The sequence below is a fragment of the Endozoicomonas sp. OPT23 genome (assembly GCF_009653635.1).
In the GTDB taxonomy this organism is placed as follows: Bacteria; Pseudomonadota; Gammaproteobacteria; order Pseudomonadales; family Endozoicomonadaceae; genus Endozoicomonas_A.
The window spans coordinates 459,164-480,216 of sequence record NZ_PPFD01000003.1 but is presented as its reverse complement, the minus strand read 5'-3'; the positions used below and the strand labels follow the sequence as shown (position 1 = coordinate 480,216).

General features: G+C 47.2%; 18 protein-coding genes. 12 read left to right on the top strand and 6 right to left on the bottom strand.

The window, feature by feature from the left end; all coding sequences use genetic code 11:
* Positions 1-8: 8 nt before the first annotated feature.
* From EOPP23_RS07950 to EOPP23_RS07930, 5 genes are all read right to left on the bottom strand, one after another.
* On the bottom strand, positions 9-1,016 hold the full coding sequence (locus tag EOPP23_RS07950; RefSeq protein ID WP_153765425.1) for an ArsJ-associated glyceraldehyde-3-phosphate dehydrogenase: 1,008 nt from the start codon (positions 1,014-1,016) through the stop codon (positions 9-11).
* A gap of 105 nt (positions 1,017-1,121) precedes the next feature.
* Positions 1,122-1,913, bottom strand: coding sequence for a metalloregulator ArsR/SmtB family transcription factor (locus EOPP23_RS07945; RefSeq protein ID WP_153765424.1), 792 nt, complete (start codon positions 1,911-1,913; stop codon positions 1,122-1,124).
* Between the two features lie 130 nt (positions 1,914-2,043).
* Positions 2,044-2,997 (bottom strand): protein kinase, encoded by a 954-nt coding sequence (locus EOPP23_RS07940; RefSeq protein WP_153765423.1) that lies wholly within the window; start codon positions 2,995-2,997, stop codon positions 2,044-2,046.
* A gap of 2 nt (positions 2,998-2,999) precedes the next feature.
* Positions 3,000-4,241 (bottom strand): hypothetical protein, encoded by a 1,242-nt coding sequence (locus tag EOPP23_RS07935; RefSeq protein ID WP_153765422.1) that lies wholly within the window; start codon positions 4,239-4,241, stop codon positions 3,000-3,002.
* A 79-nt stretch (positions 4,242-4,320) separates the two neighbouring features.
* Positions 4,321-5,433, bottom strand: a complete 1,113-nt coding sequence (locus EOPP23_RS07930; protein WP_194842543.1) for a helix-turn-helix domain-containing protein — start codon at positions 5,431-5,433, stop codon at positions 4,321-4,323.
* 100 nt (positions 5,434-5,533) lie between these two features.
* On the opposite strand from EOPP23_RS07930, the gene EOPP23_RS07925 reads away from it, so the two are divergent.
* From EOPP23_RS07925 to EOPP23_RS07870, 12 genes are all read left to right on the top strand, one after another.
* On the top strand, positions 5,534-6,427 hold the full coding sequence (locus tag EOPP23_RS07925; RefSeq protein WP_153765420.1) for an aspartate/glutamate racemase family protein: 894 nt from the start codon (positions 5,534-5,536) through the stop codon (positions 6,425-6,427).
* Positions 6,428-6,571: 144 nt separating this feature from the next.
* Positions 6,572-7,627: an alcohol dehydrogenase catalytic domain-containing protein gene (locus tag EOPP23_RS07920; RefSeq protein WP_228550636.1), complete on the top strand. Its 1,056-nt coding sequence runs from the start codon at positions 6,572-6,574 to the stop codon at positions 7,625-7,627.
* A 211-nt stretch (positions 7,628-7,838) separates the two neighbouring features.
* Entirely contained in the window at positions 7,839-8,255 is a 417-nt protein-coding gene (locus EOPP23_RS07915) for a YjfI family protein (protein WP_153765419.1), read from the top strand.
* 13 nt (positions 8,256-8,268) lie between these two features.
* Complete coding sequence (locus tag EOPP23_RS07910; RefSeq protein ID WP_153765418.1) at positions 8,269-8,964, top strand: PspA/IM30 family protein; 696 nt, start codon at positions 8,269-8,271, stop codon at positions 8,962-8,964.
* A 13-nt stretch (positions 8,965-8,977) separates the two neighbouring features.
* A complete protein-coding gene (locus tag EOPP23_RS07905) occupies positions 8,978-9,334 on the top strand; it encodes a hypothetical protein (RefSeq protein ID WP_153765417.1) in 357 nt (118 codons plus the stop codon).
* A gap of 100 nt (positions 9,335-9,434) precedes the next feature.
* Positions 9,435-10,061 (top strand): OB-fold-containig protein, encoded by a 627-nt coding sequence (locus EOPP23_RS07900; RefSeq protein WP_153765416.1) that lies wholly within the window; start codon positions 9,435-9,437, stop codon positions 10,059-10,061.
* A gap of 57 nt (positions 10,062-10,118) precedes the next feature.
* Positions 10,119-12,176, top strand: coding sequence for a flotillin family protein (locus tag EOPP23_RS07895; RefSeq protein ID WP_153765415.1), 2,058 nt, complete (start codon positions 10,119-10,121; stop codon positions 12,174-12,176).
* Positions 12,177-12,248: 72 nt separating this feature from the next.
* Positions 12,249-12,644, top strand: coding sequence for a zf-TFIIB domain-containing protein (locus EOPP23_RS07890; RefSeq protein ID WP_153765414.1), 396 nt, complete (start codon positions 12,249-12,251; stop codon positions 12,642-12,644).
* 109 nt (positions 12,645-12,753) lie between these two features.
* On the top strand, positions 12,754-18,027 hold the full coding sequence (locus EOPP23_RS07885) for a DNA repair ATPase (protein WP_370514710.1): 5,274 nt from the start codon (positions 12,754-12,756) through the stop codon (positions 18,025-18,027).
* A gap of 3 nt (positions 18,028-18,030) precedes the next feature.
* The gene (locus EOPP23_RS07880) at positions 18,031-18,474 is read left to right on the top strand and encodes a hypothetical protein (RefSeq protein ID WP_153765412.1); all 444 of its coding nucleotides are present in this window, start codon (positions 18,031-18,033) and stop codon (positions 18,472-18,474) included.
* 65 nt (positions 18,475-18,539) lie between these two features.
* On the top strand, positions 18,540-19,043 hold the full coding sequence (locus EOPP23_RS07875; RefSeq protein WP_153765411.1) for a hemerythrin domain-containing protein: 504 nt from the start codon (positions 18,540-18,542) through the stop codon (positions 19,041-19,043).
* Between the two features lie 46 nt (positions 19,044-19,089).
* On the top strand, positions 19,090-20,244 hold the full coding sequence (locus EOPP23_RS07870; protein WP_153765410.1) for a glycerate kinase: 1,155 nt from the start codon (positions 19,090-19,092) through the stop codon (positions 20,242-20,244).
* Positions 20,245-20,285: 41 nt separating this feature from the next.
* Here the strand turns inward: EOPP23_RS07870 and EOPP23_RS07865 are convergent, their stop codons facing one another.
* The gene (locus EOPP23_RS07865) at positions 20,286-20,963 is read right to left on the bottom strand and encodes a hypothetical protein (protein WP_153765409.1); all 678 of its coding nucleotides are present in this window, start codon (positions 20,961-20,963) and stop codon (positions 20,286-20,288) included.
* Positions 20,964-21,053: the final 90 nt, after the last annotated feature.

The following is a 21,053-nucleotide window of genomic DNA, read 5'->3' as shown; positions in this document are numbered from 1 at the left end:
CTCCGGAATTACCTGATCGATTTCGCAACTTTTAGTGCCAGCTCGGCAGCACGGTTTGCATAGCCCCATTCGTTGTCGTACCAGAGGTAGGTTTTCACCTGAGTACCATTAACAACCATGGTGGAGAGTGCATCAACAATGCTGGAGCGGGGGTCTGTCTTGTAATCGATAGACACCAGAGGGCGCTCTTCATAGCCGAGAATATCTTTCAGTTCACCCTCTGCTGCTTCTTTAAACAGAGCATTAACTTCTTCTTCAGTGGTCTCTCTTTCCATTTCAAAGACACAGTCGGTTAAGGATGCATTGGCCAGAGGTACACGAACGGCGTGGCCATTCAGTCGGCCTTTCAACTCAGGGAATATATGAGTAATGGCGGTTGCCGAACCGGTAGTGGTTGGAATCAGACTCATACCGCAGGCACGGGCACGACGCAGGTCTTTATGGGGAGCGTCGAGAATGGTTTGAGTGTTGGTGATGTCGTGAATAGTGGTCATGCTGCCATGCTTGATACCCAGCTTCTCATGAAGCACTTTAACGACAGGTGCCAGGCAGTTGGTGGTACAGGAAGCAGCAGTAACGATATTGTGTTCATCCGCATTGTACAGGTGGTCATTGACCCCCATGACAATATTCAGCACGCCTTCTTCTTTTACCGGAGCCGTGACAACAACTTTCTTCACACCCTGATCAAGATAGGCCTGAAGCAGCTTTTTTGACTTCATCACGCCGGATGCTTCAATCACCAGATCGCAGCCGGACCAGTCTGTTTCACCAATGGTTTTGTTCTGGCTGGTGGAAATACTTTTGTCTTCAATCAACATGGTTTTGCCATCAGCAGTGGCTTCGTACTGCCAGCGGCCATGAACAGAATCAAAGGTCAGCAGGTGTGCCAGTGTGGTGGCATCGCCAGCGGGATCATTGATATGAACAATGTCCATTTCCGGCCAATCCCATGCGGCTCGCATAGCCAGACGACCCATACGGCCAAAGCCGTTGATTCCTACTTTGATAGTCATATTCTTACCTCTTAAGTACCCGAACATATGAATTCATAAGCTATATCCCCGCCGGTGGCGGGGATATAGCCATTTAATATTCGATTACGTGCGTCTAAACACTTACTAGCAAATACTTAATTGTCTGGCTGCGTCACTGCTTTCTTTCGGGCAGCAAACAGATCGAATGTTAGACTGTTTCAGTCTGATTTTTTCCTGATTTATCAGCGCCGGATTACCAATTCGAGAAACCTCGAGAACTTTTCTGCACCACTGAGGTAGTTCGTCCGCCAGGCGATAAAAAATCATCTGCCCCTGTCGTCTGATCTCCAGAACGCCAACTTCTCTTAGCTGAGCAAGATGGCGTGATACTTTCGGCTGACTTTCATCCAGAGCATCAACCAGTTCCGTCACGCAAAGCTCTTTTTCATCTTCAATCAGCATCAGGGTGCGCAGTCTGGTCTTGTCACTGAGTATCTTGAAGAACTGAACCGTTAACTCTTCAGGCTGAGGTTTCTTTGAAAATCCCAACTGAAGAAACTCAGTGATTTTTTGCTCAAGGAAACTGACAGCATCAAGGAAAGGTCTCAGTCCAGATTCTGGTCGAGGGTCAGACAGGTCCCAGTGAACCAGTGCTTGCGATTCAGGATAAGCAGCGCATTCACGGCTGGCTTTGTCGCAGAGAGTGATGACGTAATCGAAATAGTTCTGCGATAACTCTTCAACGGTTTTACTTTTCAGGTCGGAGGCCGTTATTCCCTGAAGCTTGAGCGCGCGGTATACACGGGCATCAACCTCATCAGGGTCGGTTCCAGCACTGAACACCTGAAACTGATCGCCTGCAGCTTGACGGAAAAGGGCTTCTGCCAGCTGTGAGCGAGCAGAGTTACCTGTACATAAAAACAAAATGGAATACATGTCGTATATCCTGATAAACAAGCTGACAGCAAGTATGACTGCCTAGGATAGGAATGCATTTTACAGAAATATATTATTTTTCGTATATATGTTTTTACGTATGCTTTGACTGAAGGAGGACTGAGGAGAATTACACAGGGGTTACACTCTCGAGGTGGAAGTGATAACAGTCTTGCAGTTGTTTAATTGCGTCACCTACTGGAAATCTTGTTTCATAAGACCAGGTCAGCATGGCGTCGAGTAGTGGTTTAAGTTCAGGGGCGATCTTTTTTACAATAGCGAGCTGCTTTTGCTTATGTCGAGCGAAGTTTGCCTCGTTTTTGAAAATATCACTGCTTGAATCCTCTCCAAAAGGTTTGCCGGTCAGCATTTCGAACAGTGTAGCGCCTGCCGAGTAAACATCAGAAAATTGAGTAATAGGGCCAGAGTTAATAACTTCTGGAGGAATATAGCCTTCTGTTCCACATACAGCTTCAACGGGGTCTGAGTCATCATTGAGTTCAACGTCAACATCAATTGCGAGTCCAAAATCCCCTAGCGTTAGTTCAGTATAATCATCAGAAACAAAAACATTTTCCGGTTTTATGTCGAGGTGAAATACTTTCTTATTATGGGTGTGCTTAATTGCAGTCATTAGCTGTAGTGCGAGAGGGTAAAAAACTTCTGTGGTGAGTCCAATTAGAGGAGAGTCGTAGCTGTCCAGAGCAATTGTCATATGCTGATGCAGATCCTTACCCGCATAAGCGGTTGTCAACACGTTGGAGTCAGTCTCTACCAGTTTTTGAATACCGGGTCCCTGCACCTTACCTAAAAATTTTTTCTCGCTAGCAATATCAGTGCGTTCATTATCAGTACGAGCAATTTTTCTGACCACAAGCTTGTCCGGTTGTGCCTGATCAGGGTGAAGAAATTGAATGGCTGCATGTCCGCTATCGGCGGTTTCCGAGATTTGTCGTTGAACTGCCCCTACTACTTTGACACCTCCACCTCTGAAAACACCTGCAATACTTTTACCTTCTTCCGTCTTTCTGAATTCACTCGTATACGACAATGCCATCTGACATTTTCTGGTTTGAAAAAGCATGTTCAATCTCTTTTTAAAATGCTTTTCAGTCGAGGATATTCATGAGAGTTCAAGTACCATGCATCAAGCATCTGTTCAGGTGTTAATTCACGACTGTTTTCAATTTCAAGGCTCTTTTCAGCACCTGAATCGAATAGAACATCAAAAAGCTCGTCAGGTGCATGCCATTTCAGAGCGATATGCAGTGGTGTGTCTCCGCGGCTGTAGAATCCGTCAATATCAGGTACGGGTTCATTCAGAGACTTTTTCGAAAAGGTCAAAATCATTTTTAACAGCTTTGAATTAAGGCTTTTGATGGCAGAAGTTATCAGATCATTTCCGGTATAGTCGCGTTTCGTTACCCAGGCCTCAGCCTCGGCAGGCGGCAGGCTATTTAGAATATGTTCAAGGCTCTTTTCCATACCGTTGAACGTCAGGTAGTGAGGCAGATACATGCCATTCACATTGAATTGTTCGATATGAGTTTTGGTGAATCGTTGTCGCTTGATTTCATTCAATAAGGCGCCATCCATTTTTCCAATCATATACGTTGGGATAAGGCCTGCAGTGATACTGTTTTCATCGGGAATGGCTGAAGATATGAGAGCCGTAGGGTCGTTCAGCAAATTAAGAAAGTAATTGAGCCTGTTTTGAGCTTCCGGATCATCACTGGTGATCTTTATCAGATAGTTTTCAATTTTTTGCCTTTGCATTGGTGTTCTAAGTTTTGCACCATGCTTCCAGGCCAGCTCAAAGCCAGCGATAGGCCAGCCAAAGTTCTTCATATCCCCCATGGTGTTATTAAGGGCCATTCCCTGCAGCAGATTTGGATTAGCGCCATGACGAAGAGCAAACTCGACAATGTACTCAAGCTTGTTGGCTATAGCCATTCTGAGCATGGTGGCATTGTCTTTATCACCCATATTAATGTTTGCGCCGGTATCCAGTCCCCACTTTGCCAGTTTCAGAAAACCTGAAAACGCAGAAAACGAGAGCAGGTGCCTGCCTCGTCGATTCGTTTGGCCTGAGATCGGAGCATTGAGCAGTAATGAAGCTTGATAATGATCGCCATCAAGTTTGAGCCGTTTATAAGTATTTTGATAAGTGGTCAGGAAAATTCGCTCCACCTTATCATTAGCCAGCCTGGTAAAGGGCTGGGAAAAGCCTGATGGAATCTGGCTGGTCAGCAGTGGACTCTCTGCCCTGGCACTGTTAAGAAACATCAGTATAAAAGCTGCAAGGAAGGCGGTTTTTAGCTTGTTCATAAGTGCTAACCAACGAAAAGGATAGTGTTGTATTCGACTGATTAGAGACTTTCTTATGATGAGTCTGGAGGTCTTTCCGTCAGGCCTGGCCCCTGAGATAACTCTGGCGATATTCCAGTGGTGTTCTTGAAAAATAACGGCGAAAACAGCGAGTAAAGTAAGCCTGATCGGAATAACCACAGAGCTCGGCAATATCGGCAATGTTGAGGTTGCTGTGGGTCAGTTTTTCCCGGGCCAGAGCCATGCGCTTTTCATCCCTGATTTCGAGCACGCTCAATCCGGTGTACTGCTTGATCAGTCGTGTCAGGTTGGCTGCAGACAATCCACAATAACCGGCAATTTCGGTTACCGAGAATCCCTGCACAAAGTGCTCTTCAATGTATTGAATAGCCTGCTGTATTCGAGAGTCCAGAGGCATGGCTTCTGAGTCTGGCAGTATCAGTCTTGCTCTGAGCAAAGCCTGCTCTAGAAGGTTGGTGCGTAAGGTAACAACACTTTCCTGTGAGGAATGGCCAAGTTCGGCAATTTCGGTCAGCGCCTGTTTGATTTTCTGATAGCCACTATTGTTATCACTATAACCGGCTTTAAGGTGATAAAGCCCGTCACCGAACCTGGGCCAGTTGATCAGGTCAAGCAACTGACTGTCCGGTTGGAAAATGGCCCATTGAAAATGCCACTGAGGACTTTCTGGTATGCGGTGGTAATCATAAAGTGCATCGGGTGAGAGCAGAACAAGGTCACCCTTTTCAACAAAGCGATGACTGTGCAGTGAGTGATAAACGCCCTGACCTGTGGTTGTCAGGTGCAGACTCCAGCCCTGTTTCTTACCCGGCCGGTAAACCTTGAAATCATAAAGACTGCCTTCATCCATCCTGTGGCTGCCACTGGTGCAGCGATAATCGAGCAGAAAATCGACAGTTTCAAAGGTACCCATTAACTGTCTTATAAACTGCCTGGCTTCGTGTTCGCTGAGCGGACTGTTTCTGAACCTTGCCTGCCAGTGTTCCAAAAGTTGAGGAACTCGAGGTTGATCAAGGGTTCTGATCAATCGGGCAAATCGAACGTGATCTGGAGACAAGGGGATGATAGGTAAATCATCAGGAAAACGAATACCTGTGATATCAGGTAATGCATGTCGTAGCTGAGGGCTACAAAGTCTGAAAAAATAGTCTGCGGCAAGCTGATAGATCATAACGATTTGTGCAAAAAAAGCTCTATTGTTGGCGCTGATACAGTGAGCGTCAGTTTTATTATGATTCTCTAATGTTTGAATTGTACAAAAAAAATAGGAGATGTTACTAACGATTTGGCTTGGCTCTGTTGAGAATGATGAAACAGCGCGAGACGACAAGAGAATAAGAATAATGAAGATTTGTGTCATTCAGGTTGCTCTGGTTCCTCAGGAATACTGGAGCTACCTTACCGAGCAGTTTACTCAGTCCTATAAAGATGTTCTGAATCCAGACACTAAAATTGAAGTGCGTGGTGTCAGTGCTATGCCTGCTCCGGACCCTGCCAACCTCCATGATTACCGCAATCCCTACTTTGAATTGTTGCTGAAAACAGAAGTTGTTAAGGCCAGCCTTAAAGCGGAAGAAGATGGCTTCGATGCCATTATTGTTAACTGCTATGACGACCCGGGTGTCAGTGAAGCACGTGGTGTCGTCAATATTCCTGTCTTGGGTATTTGCGAGCCGTCCCTGCATTTTGTCAGCCAGCTGGGTAGAAAATTCGCGGCGCTGGTTCCTGATCTTCCTGGTCAGGTTGAAGTGGTTAAAGGTCAAATCGCAGAGCATGGCCTGACCAGTCATTTGCTGGACGACGGTGTGCAGAAAGAGTGCAAGCCTTACATTGAGTCGCAGCCTGAAGCTTCTGAAAACCCGCAGCCAATGGCTGATCGATTATCTGAGCAGGCTGTTGAACTGGTTCGTCGCGGTGCAGACGCGATCATCATGGCCTGTGGCGGTCTGGGTGATAACTGCTTCCGTTCCGGACTGCACAGTCTGGAAGTGGACGGTGAAATCGTGCCGGTTGTGACACCGTTACTGGTTTCCCTAAAGCAGACAGAAGCCATGCTGGCGATGAAAAAGGCCTATGACTTTCCTGTATTCAGCAAAGCGCACGATCATAAGCCTCTGGATGCTGAAAGTAAGCAGAGAGTGCATCAAGGTTATGGTATCGCGTAATTGCGAACGCTCCCTGATCAATTCCCTATAAGTACCCAGACATGCAAATTCAGAAGCTATATCTCCGCCAGTGGCGGGCAAACAGCACTTTAATATTCGATTGCGTGTGTCTACAGATTAAATAATAAAAAAGAGGATGAAGTAATGTCCGAGAAGATGAATGCGTACCGTATGGTCAGCTGGGGCGAAAAGCCTCAGCAGGTTGAAGTTGAAAAGCCGTCAGTTGCTGCTGGCCAGGTGGTTATCAAAGTAGGCGGCAATGGTCTTTGTGGTTCCGACCCGAAGATGTGCAAGCTGACCGAAGAAATCGGCACCATGATTCAGTGGCAGATGCCGTTTACTCTCGGTCATGAAGCCGGTGGCTGGGTTGAAGAAGTGGGCGAAGGAGTTGTTGGTCTCGAGAAGGGCGACCCGGTTGTGCTGATGTCGTCCAGCTCCTGTGGCAAGTGTTCCTACTGCCTGGAAGGTAATGACAACAACTGTGATTATGGCATCTATGGTCGCGGTTATGGTCGTAACGGCAGTCTGGCTCCTTATGTACTGGTGGAAAATCCACGTGAAATTATCAAGTTGAACACGCTGGACCCGGTTACTGCCGGTCCTCTGACTGACGCAGCTGCGACGTCTTACCATGGTGTTAAGAAAGCACTGCCAAAGCTGAAGCCAGGCACGACTGCACTGGTGATTGGTGCGGGTGGTCTGGGCAGTTTTGCTGTTCAGCTTGTGAAAGCATTAAGCCCTGCTCGTGTAGTTGCTGTCGATACCAATCCTGCGAGACTGGATTATGTGAAAGGTCTGGGTGCTGATGAAGTGGTTGATGGCACCGCTGAAAACAGCGCTGAATTGATTCAGCAGGCTATTGGTGGTGATGGCGCCGCAGCGGTATTTGATTTTGTAGGTCTGGATCAGACCATTGAGTATGGCATAGCAAACCTGCGCAAAGGCGGTATGTTTGTTTTGGTCGGTTCAAACGGTGGCAGCCTGAATCAGCAGTGGTATGGCACACTGCCAAAGGATGCTGAAATCACTACTTACCAGGGTCAGACTATCTCTGATACTCAGGCAGTGATTGCTCTGGCAGAAGCTGGCCTGATTCGTAATGACGTGGATATCTACCCTTTCAGTTTCATTGAAGAAGCCTTTGAAAAGCTGGAAACAGGACAATTGCAGGGACGAGCAGTGATCAAGATGGAACACTGATAGGCACGCTTTTGATGATAAAAGTAAAAGGCATCTTCGGGTCTTCCCGAGATGCCTTTTTTATTGCTCATCCTTTTTCATTAAGGTCTGTGCAGAGAAGATTCAAAAAATATTCTGTGATCCAGGTCGAAATTAACATGTGAATTTCATTGACATATTATGTCGTCTGTTTGTAAATTGAGCCCACGACATAAAATGTCAGGGATTAATAATGGATATAAAAACACTGGCCCGATTTTTTGAAGAACATCCGACACAGGATGGTTATCAGTTTAATGGCCGACTGTCTCCTTCGGAGACACCTGTTCTGCAACTGCAGGTGTCGACCTTGCAGACACATGATGAACTTCCTGTTTATATCACCGCCACCGAGCAGCAGATTCTTTGTATTGTTTATTTATGGCAGGACTCTGAAATCAGGTCTGAAACCCGTGCAGAGCTCATGGAAAGCATGCTTGAACTTAACATTCCCATGCCACTGTCTTCTTTTGCCCGTACCGGTGAACACACTGTTATGTTTGGAGCTCTGCATTGTCAGTCGAAACCTCAGGATATTATTCATGAAGTCGTCACCCTTCATGACAATGCATTAGAGGCTGTCCAGGCACTTTCTGAATATCTGGTTTAAGGAGAAACAAAAAATGAATATTCTTCAGAAGCTAATGACCCTCTTTCGAGGCAGTGTTCGCGAAATTGGTGAAGCAGTGGTTGATGCAAATGGCACCAAAATTTTCGAGCAGGAAATAGTTGATGCCGAGAGCCAGCTGAAAGAAGCCAGAAGCAGTCTGACGACTGTGATGGCGAAAGCTAAACAGGCTGAGCGTGAATTGGAAAAGTTGCGGGCAGGCCAGATTGAGCATGAGGGTTATGCAAGGTCAGCTTTAAGTCAGGGTAATGAGCCTCTGGCACTCGAAGTTGCGGAAAAGATTGCGGTCCTTGAAGCAGAAATAGCTGAGCAGGCGACGGCTCTTGATAGCTATAAAGAGCATGCGGAACGCCTTAAAGCGATGATCCTTGAGTCTGAGAAGCAACTGAAGGATTACCAGCGTCAGCTGGCGATGGTCAAAACTACAGAGCAGGTTCAAAAGACTACGGCGGCTATCTCTGAAAATTTTGTTGCTGCAGACTCAAAAATGGTAACCGCTAAAGAAACTCTTGATCGTATCAAGAATAAGCAGCAAGAATACGACGATCGTCTTGAAGCGGGAAAGCAGCTGGACGCCGAGATGTCTGGTGCCAACCTGAAGAACAAACTTGCAGAAGCCGGAATCAGTGGGCAGAAAAAGCAGGCTGAAGATATACTGGCGCGATTACGAGACAAAGAAGCCATAAGTTAAGGAGCCTTAACGGGTGTCTGAATCCAGAAACTCACGAAAGAAAAAATTGCCCAGCAGTTGGAGTGATGAAGCCAAAGCAGTGAAAGCGGTGCAGATGGCGTTTGATCTGGAGGCAGATCTGCAGAAAGAAATTCGCCGTGAAGCGTTAGAGATGGATCTGACGCCGTCCGACAGGGTCAGACAGTTGCTGGGTCTGCCAATCAGAGAAAGACCAAGAAGATTGAGGCTTTCAGTATCCCTGACAGACGAAGAAATAAAAGTGCTGGCACAGCATTATGGTATAGACGAAAACGATCGAGTAGCTATCAAGCGAAAGGCAGCAGAATATCTGGCTGATTATACAAGGAGTAAACAGCTGGAACAGGGTTGATAGTCTCGAAGTATTCGTAAGTATACGACCATAAGAGTACGAACTTTATCGTCAGATCTGTTGATGAATAAATCACGAAAAGAATAAACAGGAAGTACTGATGGAGCAGTTTTTAGCTATAAGTTTCAGCTTTCCAACGGTGGTCTGGAGCATGCTGCTGGCTATAGTCAGCGTTTACTGGTTACTGGCCATAGTTGGCGTGCTGGATCTGGATTTTCTGGATGGTGACCTTGATCTGGATATGGATGGCAGCACCGAAGGGCTTGGAGGTCTGGCGGGTTTTATGCTGACTTTTGGTCTCAATGGTGTGCCGGTTACCGTTGTGTTCTCCATTATTATCGCGCTTGGCTGGTTGTGCTGCTATTTCATGGCTTTACTACTGATGCCGCTACTGCCTGTCGGTTTGCTGCATTGGCTGGCAGCAGTTTCCGCCATTCCTGGAAGTTTTTTTCTGGCTGTAATCATGACAGCCAGAGTTATTCGCCCCATGCGAAATGTCTTTAACAACCATACAGCACAGACCAACAGTGAACTTCTGGGAAGCATCTGTGTCGTGACAACAGGCAGCGTTACCGAACAATTTGGCCAGGCAGAACTGGCTGACGGTGGTGCAGGCCTTCTGCTTCAGATTCGGGATAATTCCAGCGCTTTCAAAAAAGGCGACAGAATTATTCTGATTGAGTACAGCGAGCGTGATCACAGCTATCAGATAGCTCACGCTGACTAATAACAATTCAACTCACTTTTCGGGTCACCTTTAAAGGTTAATTAGCAAGGAGCTGTTATGCCTGTGGAAGAAGTCATTATGCCATTTGTTACTGTTCTTCTGTTCGGACTGGTAGGGCTGTTCGGGCTTGCCTTTATCGTCAGTCGATTTTATATCAAGGTCCAGCAGGGCTTTGCCATGATCGTCAACACGCTTAAGTCAGAGCCGGAAGTTACCTTTACCGGCAGGTTGGTCTGGCCCGTCATTCACAAGAAAGAGTTTATGGATATCTCTCTGAAAACTCTGGAAGTGAATCGTCGTGGTAGTGATGGTCTGATCTGTAAGGACAATATCCGCGCCGATATTACCGTAGGTTTTTTTGTTCGCGTAAACAAAACCCGTGATGACGTGATGAAAGTGGCTCAGGCCATTGGCTGTGAGCGAGCTTCAGATCGTGAAACTCTGGAAGAGTTATTCAGTGCCAAGTTCAGTGAAGCACTGAAGACAGTGGGTAAGCAGATGGAGTTTGAAGACTTGTATCGTGAACGTGACAAGTTTCGCGACAAGATCATCGCCATTATTGGTAATGACCTGAATGGCTACGTGCTGGAAGACGCTGCCATAGATTATCTGGAGCAGACACCCGTATCTCAGCTGGATAAGAATAATATTCTTGATGCCCAGGGTATTCGAAAAATCACAGAACTGACGGCTGTTCAGCATGTCCGCACCAATGAACTGGAGCGTGATGAGCAAATGCAGATTAAGAAGAAAGACGTTGAAGCCCAGGAAATGATTCTGGAGCTGGAGCGCCAACAGGCTGATGCTGAAGCACGTCAGAGACGGGAAATTGAAACTGTCAAAGCACGTGAAGAAGCTGAAATTGAGCGAATAACTGCTGAAGAGCGCCTCAAAGCCGAAAGAGCCAAGCTGGAAACAGACCAGGAGCTTGAAGTTCAGGAACAGAACAAGCAGCGCGAAGTAGAAGTGGCTGAAAAGAATCGTCAGCGTGCTGTAGCCATTGAAGCAGAAAAGGTGGAAAGAGTTCGCCAGCTTGAAGCAATCTCAAGAGAGAAAGAAGTTGATCTCCAAAACATTGCCAAAGAGAAAGCGGTTGAAGAAGAAAAACGTCTGATAGCTGATGTCGTTCGTGAGCGTGTAATTGTTGATCGCTCAGTGGCAGAAGAAGAAGAAAACATAAAGAAAGTGCGTGAGGTTTCTGAAGCAGAGCGTGCTAAACAGGTGCTGGTCATTCAGGCTGAAGCGCAAGCAGAAGAAGCTTTGGTGAAAGAGCTGAAAGCTGCTGAAGCGGCTGAACAGCGTGCAACCCATGAAGCCCGTGAAAAAATGACACTGGCCAATGCTGATCTGGAAATCTCTGCCAAGGATGCTGAAGCCGCGATGAAGCGAGCTGAAGGTGTCAAGGCTGAACAGGCTGCGCCGGGTCTAGCTGAAGCTGAAGTGCAAATTGCTCGTGCTGACGCTGCTGAAAAAGAAGGAATGGCTGAAGCCGCTGTGCTGCGTGAAAAAATGTCTGCGGAAGCTGAAGGCATTGAAAAGCAGGGTGTTGCCAAAGCTGTTGCCGAAGAGCAACAAGGCATGGCCAAGGTTCGCGTGAAAGATGCGGATGCTGCTGGTGAAGAGAAGCAGGCGCTAGTAGACGTCAAGGTTCAGGTGGCAGAAGCGGAAGCCATTGCCAGACGTGGTGAAGCAGAGTCTGAATCCATGCGCCTGAAAGCACGAGCTGAGGCTGATGGCTTGCGAGAGAAACTGGACGCCATGAACCTGATGGACGACAGAGCACGTTCTCATGAAGAATTCCGTCTGAAGCTGAATGCCGAGCTGACCAAATCCATGGCCAGTATCGAAGCCAACAAGGGCATTGCTGGTGACCAGGCTCTGGTTCTGGCTGAAGCACTCAAGAAAGCTAACATCGACATTGTTGCCGGCGATGGCAACTACTTTGACAACTTTGTTAAAGCCCTGTCAGTAGGCAAGTCTTTGGATGGTGCGCTGGATAAGTCAGACACTCTCAAGGGAGCTGCTGGTCTGCTGACCCAGTTTCTGAATCGTAAAGGCGACAAGCAGGATGCTGTTCAGGCACTGATGAGTGCAGCACAGAAAGAAAGTGCTTGAGTAGATGTCTCCGGCCCTGAATGTCAGGGCCGGAAGACCTGAGCTGATCAAAGTAGTTCAAGAGGATTTAACATGGATTGTCCAAAGTGTCAGAACCTGATGAACGACATCAGTGAACCGGAGTTTTCTGCACTCAGATGTGGTGGTTGCAATGGCATCTGGTTTAAGGATGGTAGTCACGAAATAGCTCGAAAACTGGCTGAAATACCCTCTCTGGATAGTGGTAATACTAATGCTGCTTCAGCCTACAACGAGCATCGGGACATTGACTGTCCTGAGTGCAGCAAGAAAATGACCCCGATGACCGACCGTGTTCAGCTGCATATTCAGTATGAAGCCTGTACTTACTGTGACGGTGTCTTTTTTGATGCGGGTGAGTTCAGCGATTTAACCGAGTTTACTCTGACTCAACGTGTGAAGCAGGCAGTAGAAACTCTGAAGTTAAACTTGGGACTTATTGCCAAGTAGTCACCTGTACAGACACATGAATTCATAGACTATGTGCCCGCCACAGGCGGGCACACAGTCACTTCATATTCAATGTTGTGTGTCTACACACTTAACAAGGAGTAATCAAGTGGCAGTGGATCAGCATTCCGAAGAAGCCGTACTGGAACAGGATGGTGCTTATGAGGTTCTGAGAAAACGGCTGGAAAACCAGGCTCAAACTTTATCAGCAAAGACCGAAAGCCTGAACGAGCAGAGAACTGAAGTCTTTGGCAGTCAGGAGCTGACCATGGCTGGCCGTGCCAGGGCACGCACAGAGAATAATTGTGTGGCCCGGGATCTGGTTCGAATCGGCGATACACTGCTGTTTGGTTACAACGTATTTATAGGGCTGAAGCAGGATACTGCTGTCAGTGATGTATTTGAACTCTATAAGCTTCATGAAGAGGCAGGCCATTATCATTTTGAGCCCGTTGATATGGCGGGCAGTCTGTTGGACGACAGTCGGTTCAAGAATGATTTCAGAGAACTCTATGCCTACTACAAACAAGCCCGTCTGATTTCTCTGAGAAATACCGGCAGTAAGCTGCTGGCTGCATTCCAGACTGGTAAAAACCTATCGGATATTCGTGTCTTTCGCTGGGCCATCGATAATAACCAGGCGACCTACATAGATAACCGTGGTGAGCGGGAGATGCAGTTGCCACCCAGTCATCCGTTTGAGTGGGTTCGACTGGGCAGAGATCACCAGAGTAACGGTGCGCATCCTCATCTTAACGTACTCGACAAACTGTTTATCGAAACCATCAATGGTGATCTGACCATCAAGGTGGAAGATAACACTGAGACAGGGCAGGGCATCTATTCAGAACCGGTCAATGATTCTCACCAGTCGCTGGATGATGCAGATATCAGCTATGCGGAAGTATCCGGGCTGATACTGCTGAAAGTGAAACCGTATCGTGAAGAGCATTACCGATATCTGGTTTTCAACCCATTGATGCAGACTGTTATTCGTCAGGACGTTATTGGTCAGGCTTGCCTGCCATTGCCGGAAGACCACGGTATTATTTTTCCAGGTGGTTACTACCTGACCTCAGGGGAGGAGAAACTGTTCTCTTCGGTTGATATTGGTAACCTGGAATTCAAGCGTCGGTTGAGATCGCCCAATGGCGAAGATGTTCTTTATGTGTTTTATGAGCACCTTCAGGGACGATTATTGCTTTGCTCCTACAACCTCATTCGCAAGGAGATGGACAATCCTCTGGGTTGTCATGGTTATGCCTTTTATGACGATGGCAGGTTGGTGGTGTTTTCATCGGAAAGTGAAGAGCCAACACGTATCCATCCGATGCAGATCTGGCAAACGGCTTACTGCAGTGATGAATTTGCTGCTGCTCAGCCACAGGGTGAAGGCTTCCTGACAACGATTGGCAATGCTGAAGTAGTCCGTGCAGTGTCTGACCTCTACAGTGTCAGTAAATCAGTACTTGGTCTGTCACCGTCCAGTCAGGTTTATCGGGCTCTGATTGACCAGTGTCGTCAGTTGCTGGACAGTTATCACTGGCTGGAACATACCGACGTTAATGAGCTTAATCTCGATCTCAACACCATTATGGATACCGGTGAGCAGGTTCTGGATGAGTTCGATAAAGCCCTGCAGATTCGAAAAAGAGCCAGTCAGTTGCTGGTTGACGCTGAACAAAAACAACAGGCGATACTGACCGAAATACAACGTACCCGTTTTGAGCAGATCAATCAGTTTGTTGATTTTCTGGAGCAACTGAAAGCTGGTAAGGGCTATCTGCTGACCATTCGTGACACCCGTTATATTGATGTTGCAAGACTGGGTGAGCTGGATACCCAGCTTGATAAACGTATTTCTGATCTTTCCGGTAAGACTGTCGAATTTGCTGCTCGATCGGAAGCCTTGCAACCCTGGCTGCAGCAGCTGGATAGCCTTCAGAAGGAAACGGAAGAGTCAGCAACCACCCATGCTTTGAAGGAACAGTTAAACAGCCTTGGCAGCATGGAAGACAGCTTGAATCTACTGGTGACTACACTCAGTGGCCTGGAAGTGGACGATGCCACTGTACGAGCTGAAATACTGGAGCGTACTGGAGAGGTTTTTGCCCGTCTTAATCAGGTCAGAGCTGGCCTGAAGAACCGTCAGAAATCTTTGGGTGCCGGTGAAGCCATTGCTGAATTTGGTGCACAGTTCCGACTGTTCGGCATGAACATGTCCAATGCACTGTCCCGCAGTGATACGCCTGAGAAATGTGATGATGAGCTGGCACGTCTTTCGGTGCAGCTCGAAGAGCTGGAAAGTCGTTTTGCTGATCATGAGGAATTTCTGAGCGATATTCTCGATAAGCGTGATGATCTGTACGACAGTTTTCAGTCACGCAGACAGACGCTGATGGATGAACGACAGCGTCGCGCTCAGCGTATCAGTGATTCTGCAGGCAGGGTGCTGGACGGTATTGAAAAACGTACTCAGGCGTTTACCGAACTGGAACCTTTGAACAGCTTCTTTGCGGCAGATAATATGGTGCACAAGGTGCGCAGTCTGTCCGAGTCATTGATGGAGCTGGACGACAGTGTTAAAGCGGAAGCGCTAATCGCCCGTTTAAAAGGTATTCAGGATCAGGCCACCAAGGCTGTCAGAGACAAAGCTGAAATCTATGAAAATGGCGGTGATCTGATAAAACTGGGCAAGCATCGGTTTACTGTCAATCGGCAGGCCCTCGATGTGTCACTGGTTCCAAGGGAAGAAGGCCTCTTTCTGCACCTGACCGGAACCCGTTTCTACGAAAAGCTCGATAACGAAGAACTGGATCGGCTACAAGATCTCTGGGATCAACCTCTGGTCTCCGAAAACAGTGAAATCTATCGTGCCGAGTATCTAGCCTGGCAGATTTTCCAGGCAGGTTTACAGCAAACTGATGAGCTGAATGAGAAACGTCTGGAAGAACTCAGGCACGATGATAGGGAACGATTGGCAGTGGTTCAGTCTTTTGCCACCCCCCGTTATCAGGAAGGCTATGAAAAAGGTATTCATGATCAGGACGCTAGTCGCATTCTGAAAACACTGTTGGATGCTCTGCATTCCGGTGGTCTGCTCAGATACAGTGGCTACAGTCGTGCCCTGGTCTGCCTGTTCTGGCAGCAGCTGGAGAATCCCCGGCAAATACTTATCAGCAGTCGTGCAAAAAACGCTGGAATGCTCAATAAAACGCTGTTTGACAGTGGGGCTCTGCGTCAGCTGGAGCAGGAGTTGTCAGAAGAGCTGAATGACTGGTGGTACAGCAATGAAATGCCGGGTGAGCAGAGTATCTGCAAGAACACAGCAAGCTACCTGATTGCTGTTTTAGCAGAAGATAATAGCTTTGCTCTGAGTGCTGCGGGGCAGACTCTGGCAAGGGCATTGCAGAATCAACTGGAGCAAAGTAAATCCTGGCAGGACTGGCAAAAAACATTGCAGCAACTTTCACAGTGGCCTGAAAAACAGTGGCAGTTGGCTATGGATTGGGTACAGGCTTTTGCTGGTAACCAGCAGCTTCAACAGCCTGAGTCAGTATTGGCCGATGCAGCTATTTGTCTGATATTTCCTGAACAGAACTGGCAATCAATCAATCTACCCGCAGTAGAAAAAATTGAAAAACTGTCAGGTGTACACAGTCGCCTTAACAACGGTGAATTGACGTTTGTTCTGGACGAATTTTGTGATCGGCTGACAAGGTTTTCCACACAGGAAGTTAAACGTTTTCATGCTCTCGCTGAAACCCGGCACAAAGTGCTGGCTGACCAGCGAAAGTCTCTGAGATTGACTGACTTCAAGGCAAGGCCCTTGGCTTCCTTTGTTCGAAACCGTCTGATTAATGAAGTTTTTCTTCCCATTATTGGCGATAACCTGGCCAAGCAGATGGGCAGTGCCGGAGATGACCGTCGTACTGATCAGATGGGTCTTTTGCTTCTGATTTCTCCACCGGGCTACGGTAAAACGACTCTGATTGAGTATGTAGCTAACCGGCTTGGTTTGATCTTCATGAAAATCAACTGTCCATCTCTGGGCCATGAAGTAACGTCTCTGGATCCTGCTCAGGCTCCTAATGCAACAGCCAGACAGGAACTTGAAAAACTGAATCTGGCTTTGGAAATGGGCGACAACTGTATGCTCTATCTGGACGATATCCAGCATACTGACCCTGAATTTCTGCAAAAGTTTATTTCTCTGTGTGACGGTACTCGTCGTATCGAAGGTGTCTGGAAAGGGGAAACTAAAACCTACGACCTGAGAGGCCGAAAGTTCTGTGTCTGCATGGCCGGTAACCCTTACACGGAGTCCGGAGATGTTTTCAAGATTCCGGATATGCTGGCCAACCGTGCGGATATTTATAACCTTGGCGACATTCTCGGAGACAGTGAAGATGCTTTCTGTTCCAGCTATATCGAAAACTGTCTGACGTCCAATTCGGTGCTGGCACCTCTGACTCGTCAGGGTATGGATGATGTTTATAAAGTGTTAGATATCGCCAAGGGAAAAGGCGGTTCCACTAGTGAGCTGGCCGGTAATTACAGTGGTGCAGAAGTGCAGGAGATGGTCAGCGTTCTACAAAAGCTGCTGAAAATTCAGGATGTCGTGTTCAAGGTAAATCAGAGTTATATCTCTTCTGCAGCGCAGGCTGACAGCTACCGTACTGAGCCGCCTTTCAAACTTCAGGGCAGTTATCGGAACATGAACAAGATGGCTGAGAAGGTTGTAGCCATTATGAATGATGACGAGCTGCAGTCACTGATAGCCGATCATTATATCGGTGAGGCTCAGACCTTGACTCAGGGAGCAGAAGAGAATCTGCTGAAACTTGCTGAATTGAGAGGAACACTGGCAGGTGAAGGCCAACAGCGCTGGCAGACAATCAAGGAAGAGTATACGAAGCAGGTGTCACTGGGTGGTGAGGGGGCAGACAGTTTGACCATGATGGCTGGTCAGGTTGTGGATATGAATCGCCAGTTGGGTGCAATCAATTCCACTCTGCAAAGTGGTCAGGCAGCTTCTTCAGCTGGTGCTGATCAACCATCACTGGAAAAACTGGCTGTTGTGCTGTCTAAAAGACTGGACCAGCTTAATAGCACCATTGCTGCTTCCAGTCTTGATGTTGAGGTGGTGAATCATCCGGTACCAGGTCTTCAGGACGTACTGAGCCAGTTGGCGGGCACTATAGAGACTTCATTTGTTCCCGTTGCCAGAGCCATGAATGAAAAAATCGGACTGGACCTGAATATTCTTCGCAAGGTGAATGAACTGACGGCGGAGCTGAGAAGTCACCAGAACAAGCAGGTAACTCAGCGGAAGACTATTAAGAAAATAGCGACTCAACAACAGCCAGTGGTAGAGGAATAAATTATGCGTGGTGCAGGTGGAACCAGTGGCGGTGTTGGCCCGTTTTTGATGGGTATTGTAATGATGTGCGGCGGCTTTTATTTGCTGCTGCAATCCATCAGGGTTACAACCAGCTTTGGCCTTGCAGGAAAGCTGTTTGGTGTTTCCATGTTTGGATCTACCTTTGGAATAACCAGTGGCATGATCATGGTGCCCTTTATTTTCGGGGTAGGTATGTTGTTTTATAACGGCCGTAATTTTATCGGTTGGGTACTGAGCCTTGGTTCACTGGCTGCAATGATCCTTGGTGTGATCTCCTCGACCCATTTTGTGTTGAGAAATATGACGGCTTTTGAGCTGATCACCATCTTGGTGCTCAGTGTTGGAGGCCTGGGGTTGTTTTTGCGCTCATTAAGAAATGTAGACCGAGAACTGGATAGAAAACTTGAGGCAAAGAAACTGCGTTAATCATTTGTTGTCATATTAAGTTTGTGATGGAATAGAGCTTCCAGCTTGTACATGGAAGGTGTCGTATGTTTGAGTTCTTCAAAAGAAAGGCAAAAGTTAAAGTTGAGAAAGTAGAAGGCAATATCACAGCAGGACTTGGTTACGACCCTGATTTGATTAGCCAGCTGTCGGATGAACATCAGGAATTGTTGAGCATTTTTGGTGAGATGTCAGAAGCGGCCGAAAAACAGAACTGGTCGCTTACTCAAAGCCATTTGAAGACTTTTGCAACCTCACTGCGTGGACACCTTCTTACAGAAAACGTAAAACTCTATGTTTACCTTTCCAGAAGCTTTGCCAACGACCCGGAAACACAAACTATTGCTCTAGAGTTCCGTAAGGAAATGATGCACATCGGTCGTGCTGTCAATCAGTTTGTTACTCGCTATGAAGTGGCTGAATGGAACTCGGAGATGAAAGAGAATTTCGCTTCAGAGTTGTCAGGCATTGGTGAGGTACTGGTCAGAAGGATCGAACACGAAGAGCAGTCACTCTATCCGCTCTACCTTCCTGAGGAAGCTTATGCCTGATTAGCTGTGCTAATCTGCTGTATCCGGCAAACAATAATATTACAAAATGAAAATAATAATTGCTCCTGATTCATATAAGGAGTCTCTTACAGCGATTCAGGTCGCTGACTGTATTGAGCAGGGTTTTCGTCAAGTACTTCCTGATGCTCACTATTTAAAGCTGCCCCTTGCCGATGGAGGTGAGGGCACTGTAGACGCCTTTCTCTATGCCTTGAAGGGAGAAGAACGGTACTCTGTGGTGGCTAATCCTCTCGGTGAACCCGTCGTTGCCAAATGGGGGCTGGTAGATAACGGCCATACCGCAGTTATTGAGATGGCTTCTGCCTCTGGCTTGCAACTGATTCCTCCCCATAGACGAGACATTGCCAGAGCAACCACCTTTGGCACAGGGCAGCTGTTAAAAGAAGCCGTTGAAGCAGGCGTACGAAAAATTATTCTTGGTCTGGGCGGGAGCGCAACCAATGACGGTGGTGCCGGAATGGTTCAGGCGCTGGGTGGTAAACTGCTGAATTATCAGGGGCAGGAACTGGAGCCTGGTGGTGACGCGCTGTCCAATATCGGTCGAATTGATCTTTCCGGCATTGATCCTCGTTTAAAGAAAATTAAATTGATACTGGCTTGCGATGTAAATAGCCCGCTGTGTGGTGTCGATGGAGCCAGTCATGTATTTGGCCCCCAAAAAGGCGCATCAGAAGTGCAGGTTGCAGCGTTGGATGAGGCTTTAGACAGTTTCTGTCGAGTCAGCAGTGAATTGAAACCTGAGATCAATCCTGATTTTCCTGGCATGGGTGCAGCAGGAGGCTCTCCAATAGGACTGTCGTTACTGTTTGATTATGAAATCAGGCCTGGCATTAAAATGCTGCTGGAAACTGTTCAGGCAAAAAGGATGTTTAAATCTGCAGATTTTGTCATTACAGGTGAAGGGCGAATGGATGCCCAGACACTTTCCGGAAAAGCTCCCATCGGCGTTGCCAGGTTGGCACGGTCTGTTCATACCCCTGTGCTGGGTATTGCTGGTTCATTTGGACAGGGGGTAGAAGCATTGCAGGACAGTTTCCTGGGGTTGTACGCCACCGTGTCGGACTCTGTGCCTTTATCTGTGGCTTTGATGCATGCAGAGAAGAATCTGGTGCAGACTTCGGCCAGTGTCGCATCTGCGATCAAACTGGGTTTCGATACCGGTACACCAGCAAATACTTAGGTGTACCGGAAGGTTGAATTCAGCCTTAAAGGCACTATTTATTATTTTGTTCTGTGCAACTGAAGGTCACTGATTTCTACTGAATAGTTTGAGTCAGTGTCATCCCCGTCTGAACTGATCCAAAGCCCCAGTACTTTTTTCTCAGGATCCGGATGCCACTGAAAAGAGACTGCCTTTCCTTCTGCTAATGTGTCCTGAAAGGTTTCCTTCATTAAATCCGACGCTGGATGAGTACGGTCTTTCCCAGCAAGACGGTCGTCAGAATAAACATTAAAAAATGAAATGTGGTCAACACCAGTACCTTTCGGTGCCAGAGCAAAAAGCTGTTTAACCCACTTTGCGGCGATAGCCTTCTGGAAGAAATTCAGGGTCTGCTCACCTTCATAAACCACACCTAGCCTGAATACAAAATCATCATTTCCCTTGCTGCCCTGTAATGGCTTCTCCAGCATAAGCTGCCCGTCCAGCTTCAGCTTCAGTGAAATAGCTTCGAGTGACTGAGGTGAATCAAAAGGATAAATAATCGGACTGGCTGAGTTATCCACTTCAATCAGCATACGGTTATCAGAAAACTCTACCTTGTTAGGTTCCAGACTTGAGTATTCGAGAAGCAGCCAGCGATCCGGGTTGGAGAGAGGTTTCTGTAGTGTGTTGGCCCACGAGTTCGCTACACTTAATGTGAGACAAAGAATGAGTATAACTTTTACTAGGTTGGACATATTTTTCGTCTTTTAACGGTCGCTGTATCAGCTCACATTATCACAGTCATTTACTGAGCGATAAGCCTGCGATATAACCTTTACTGAAAC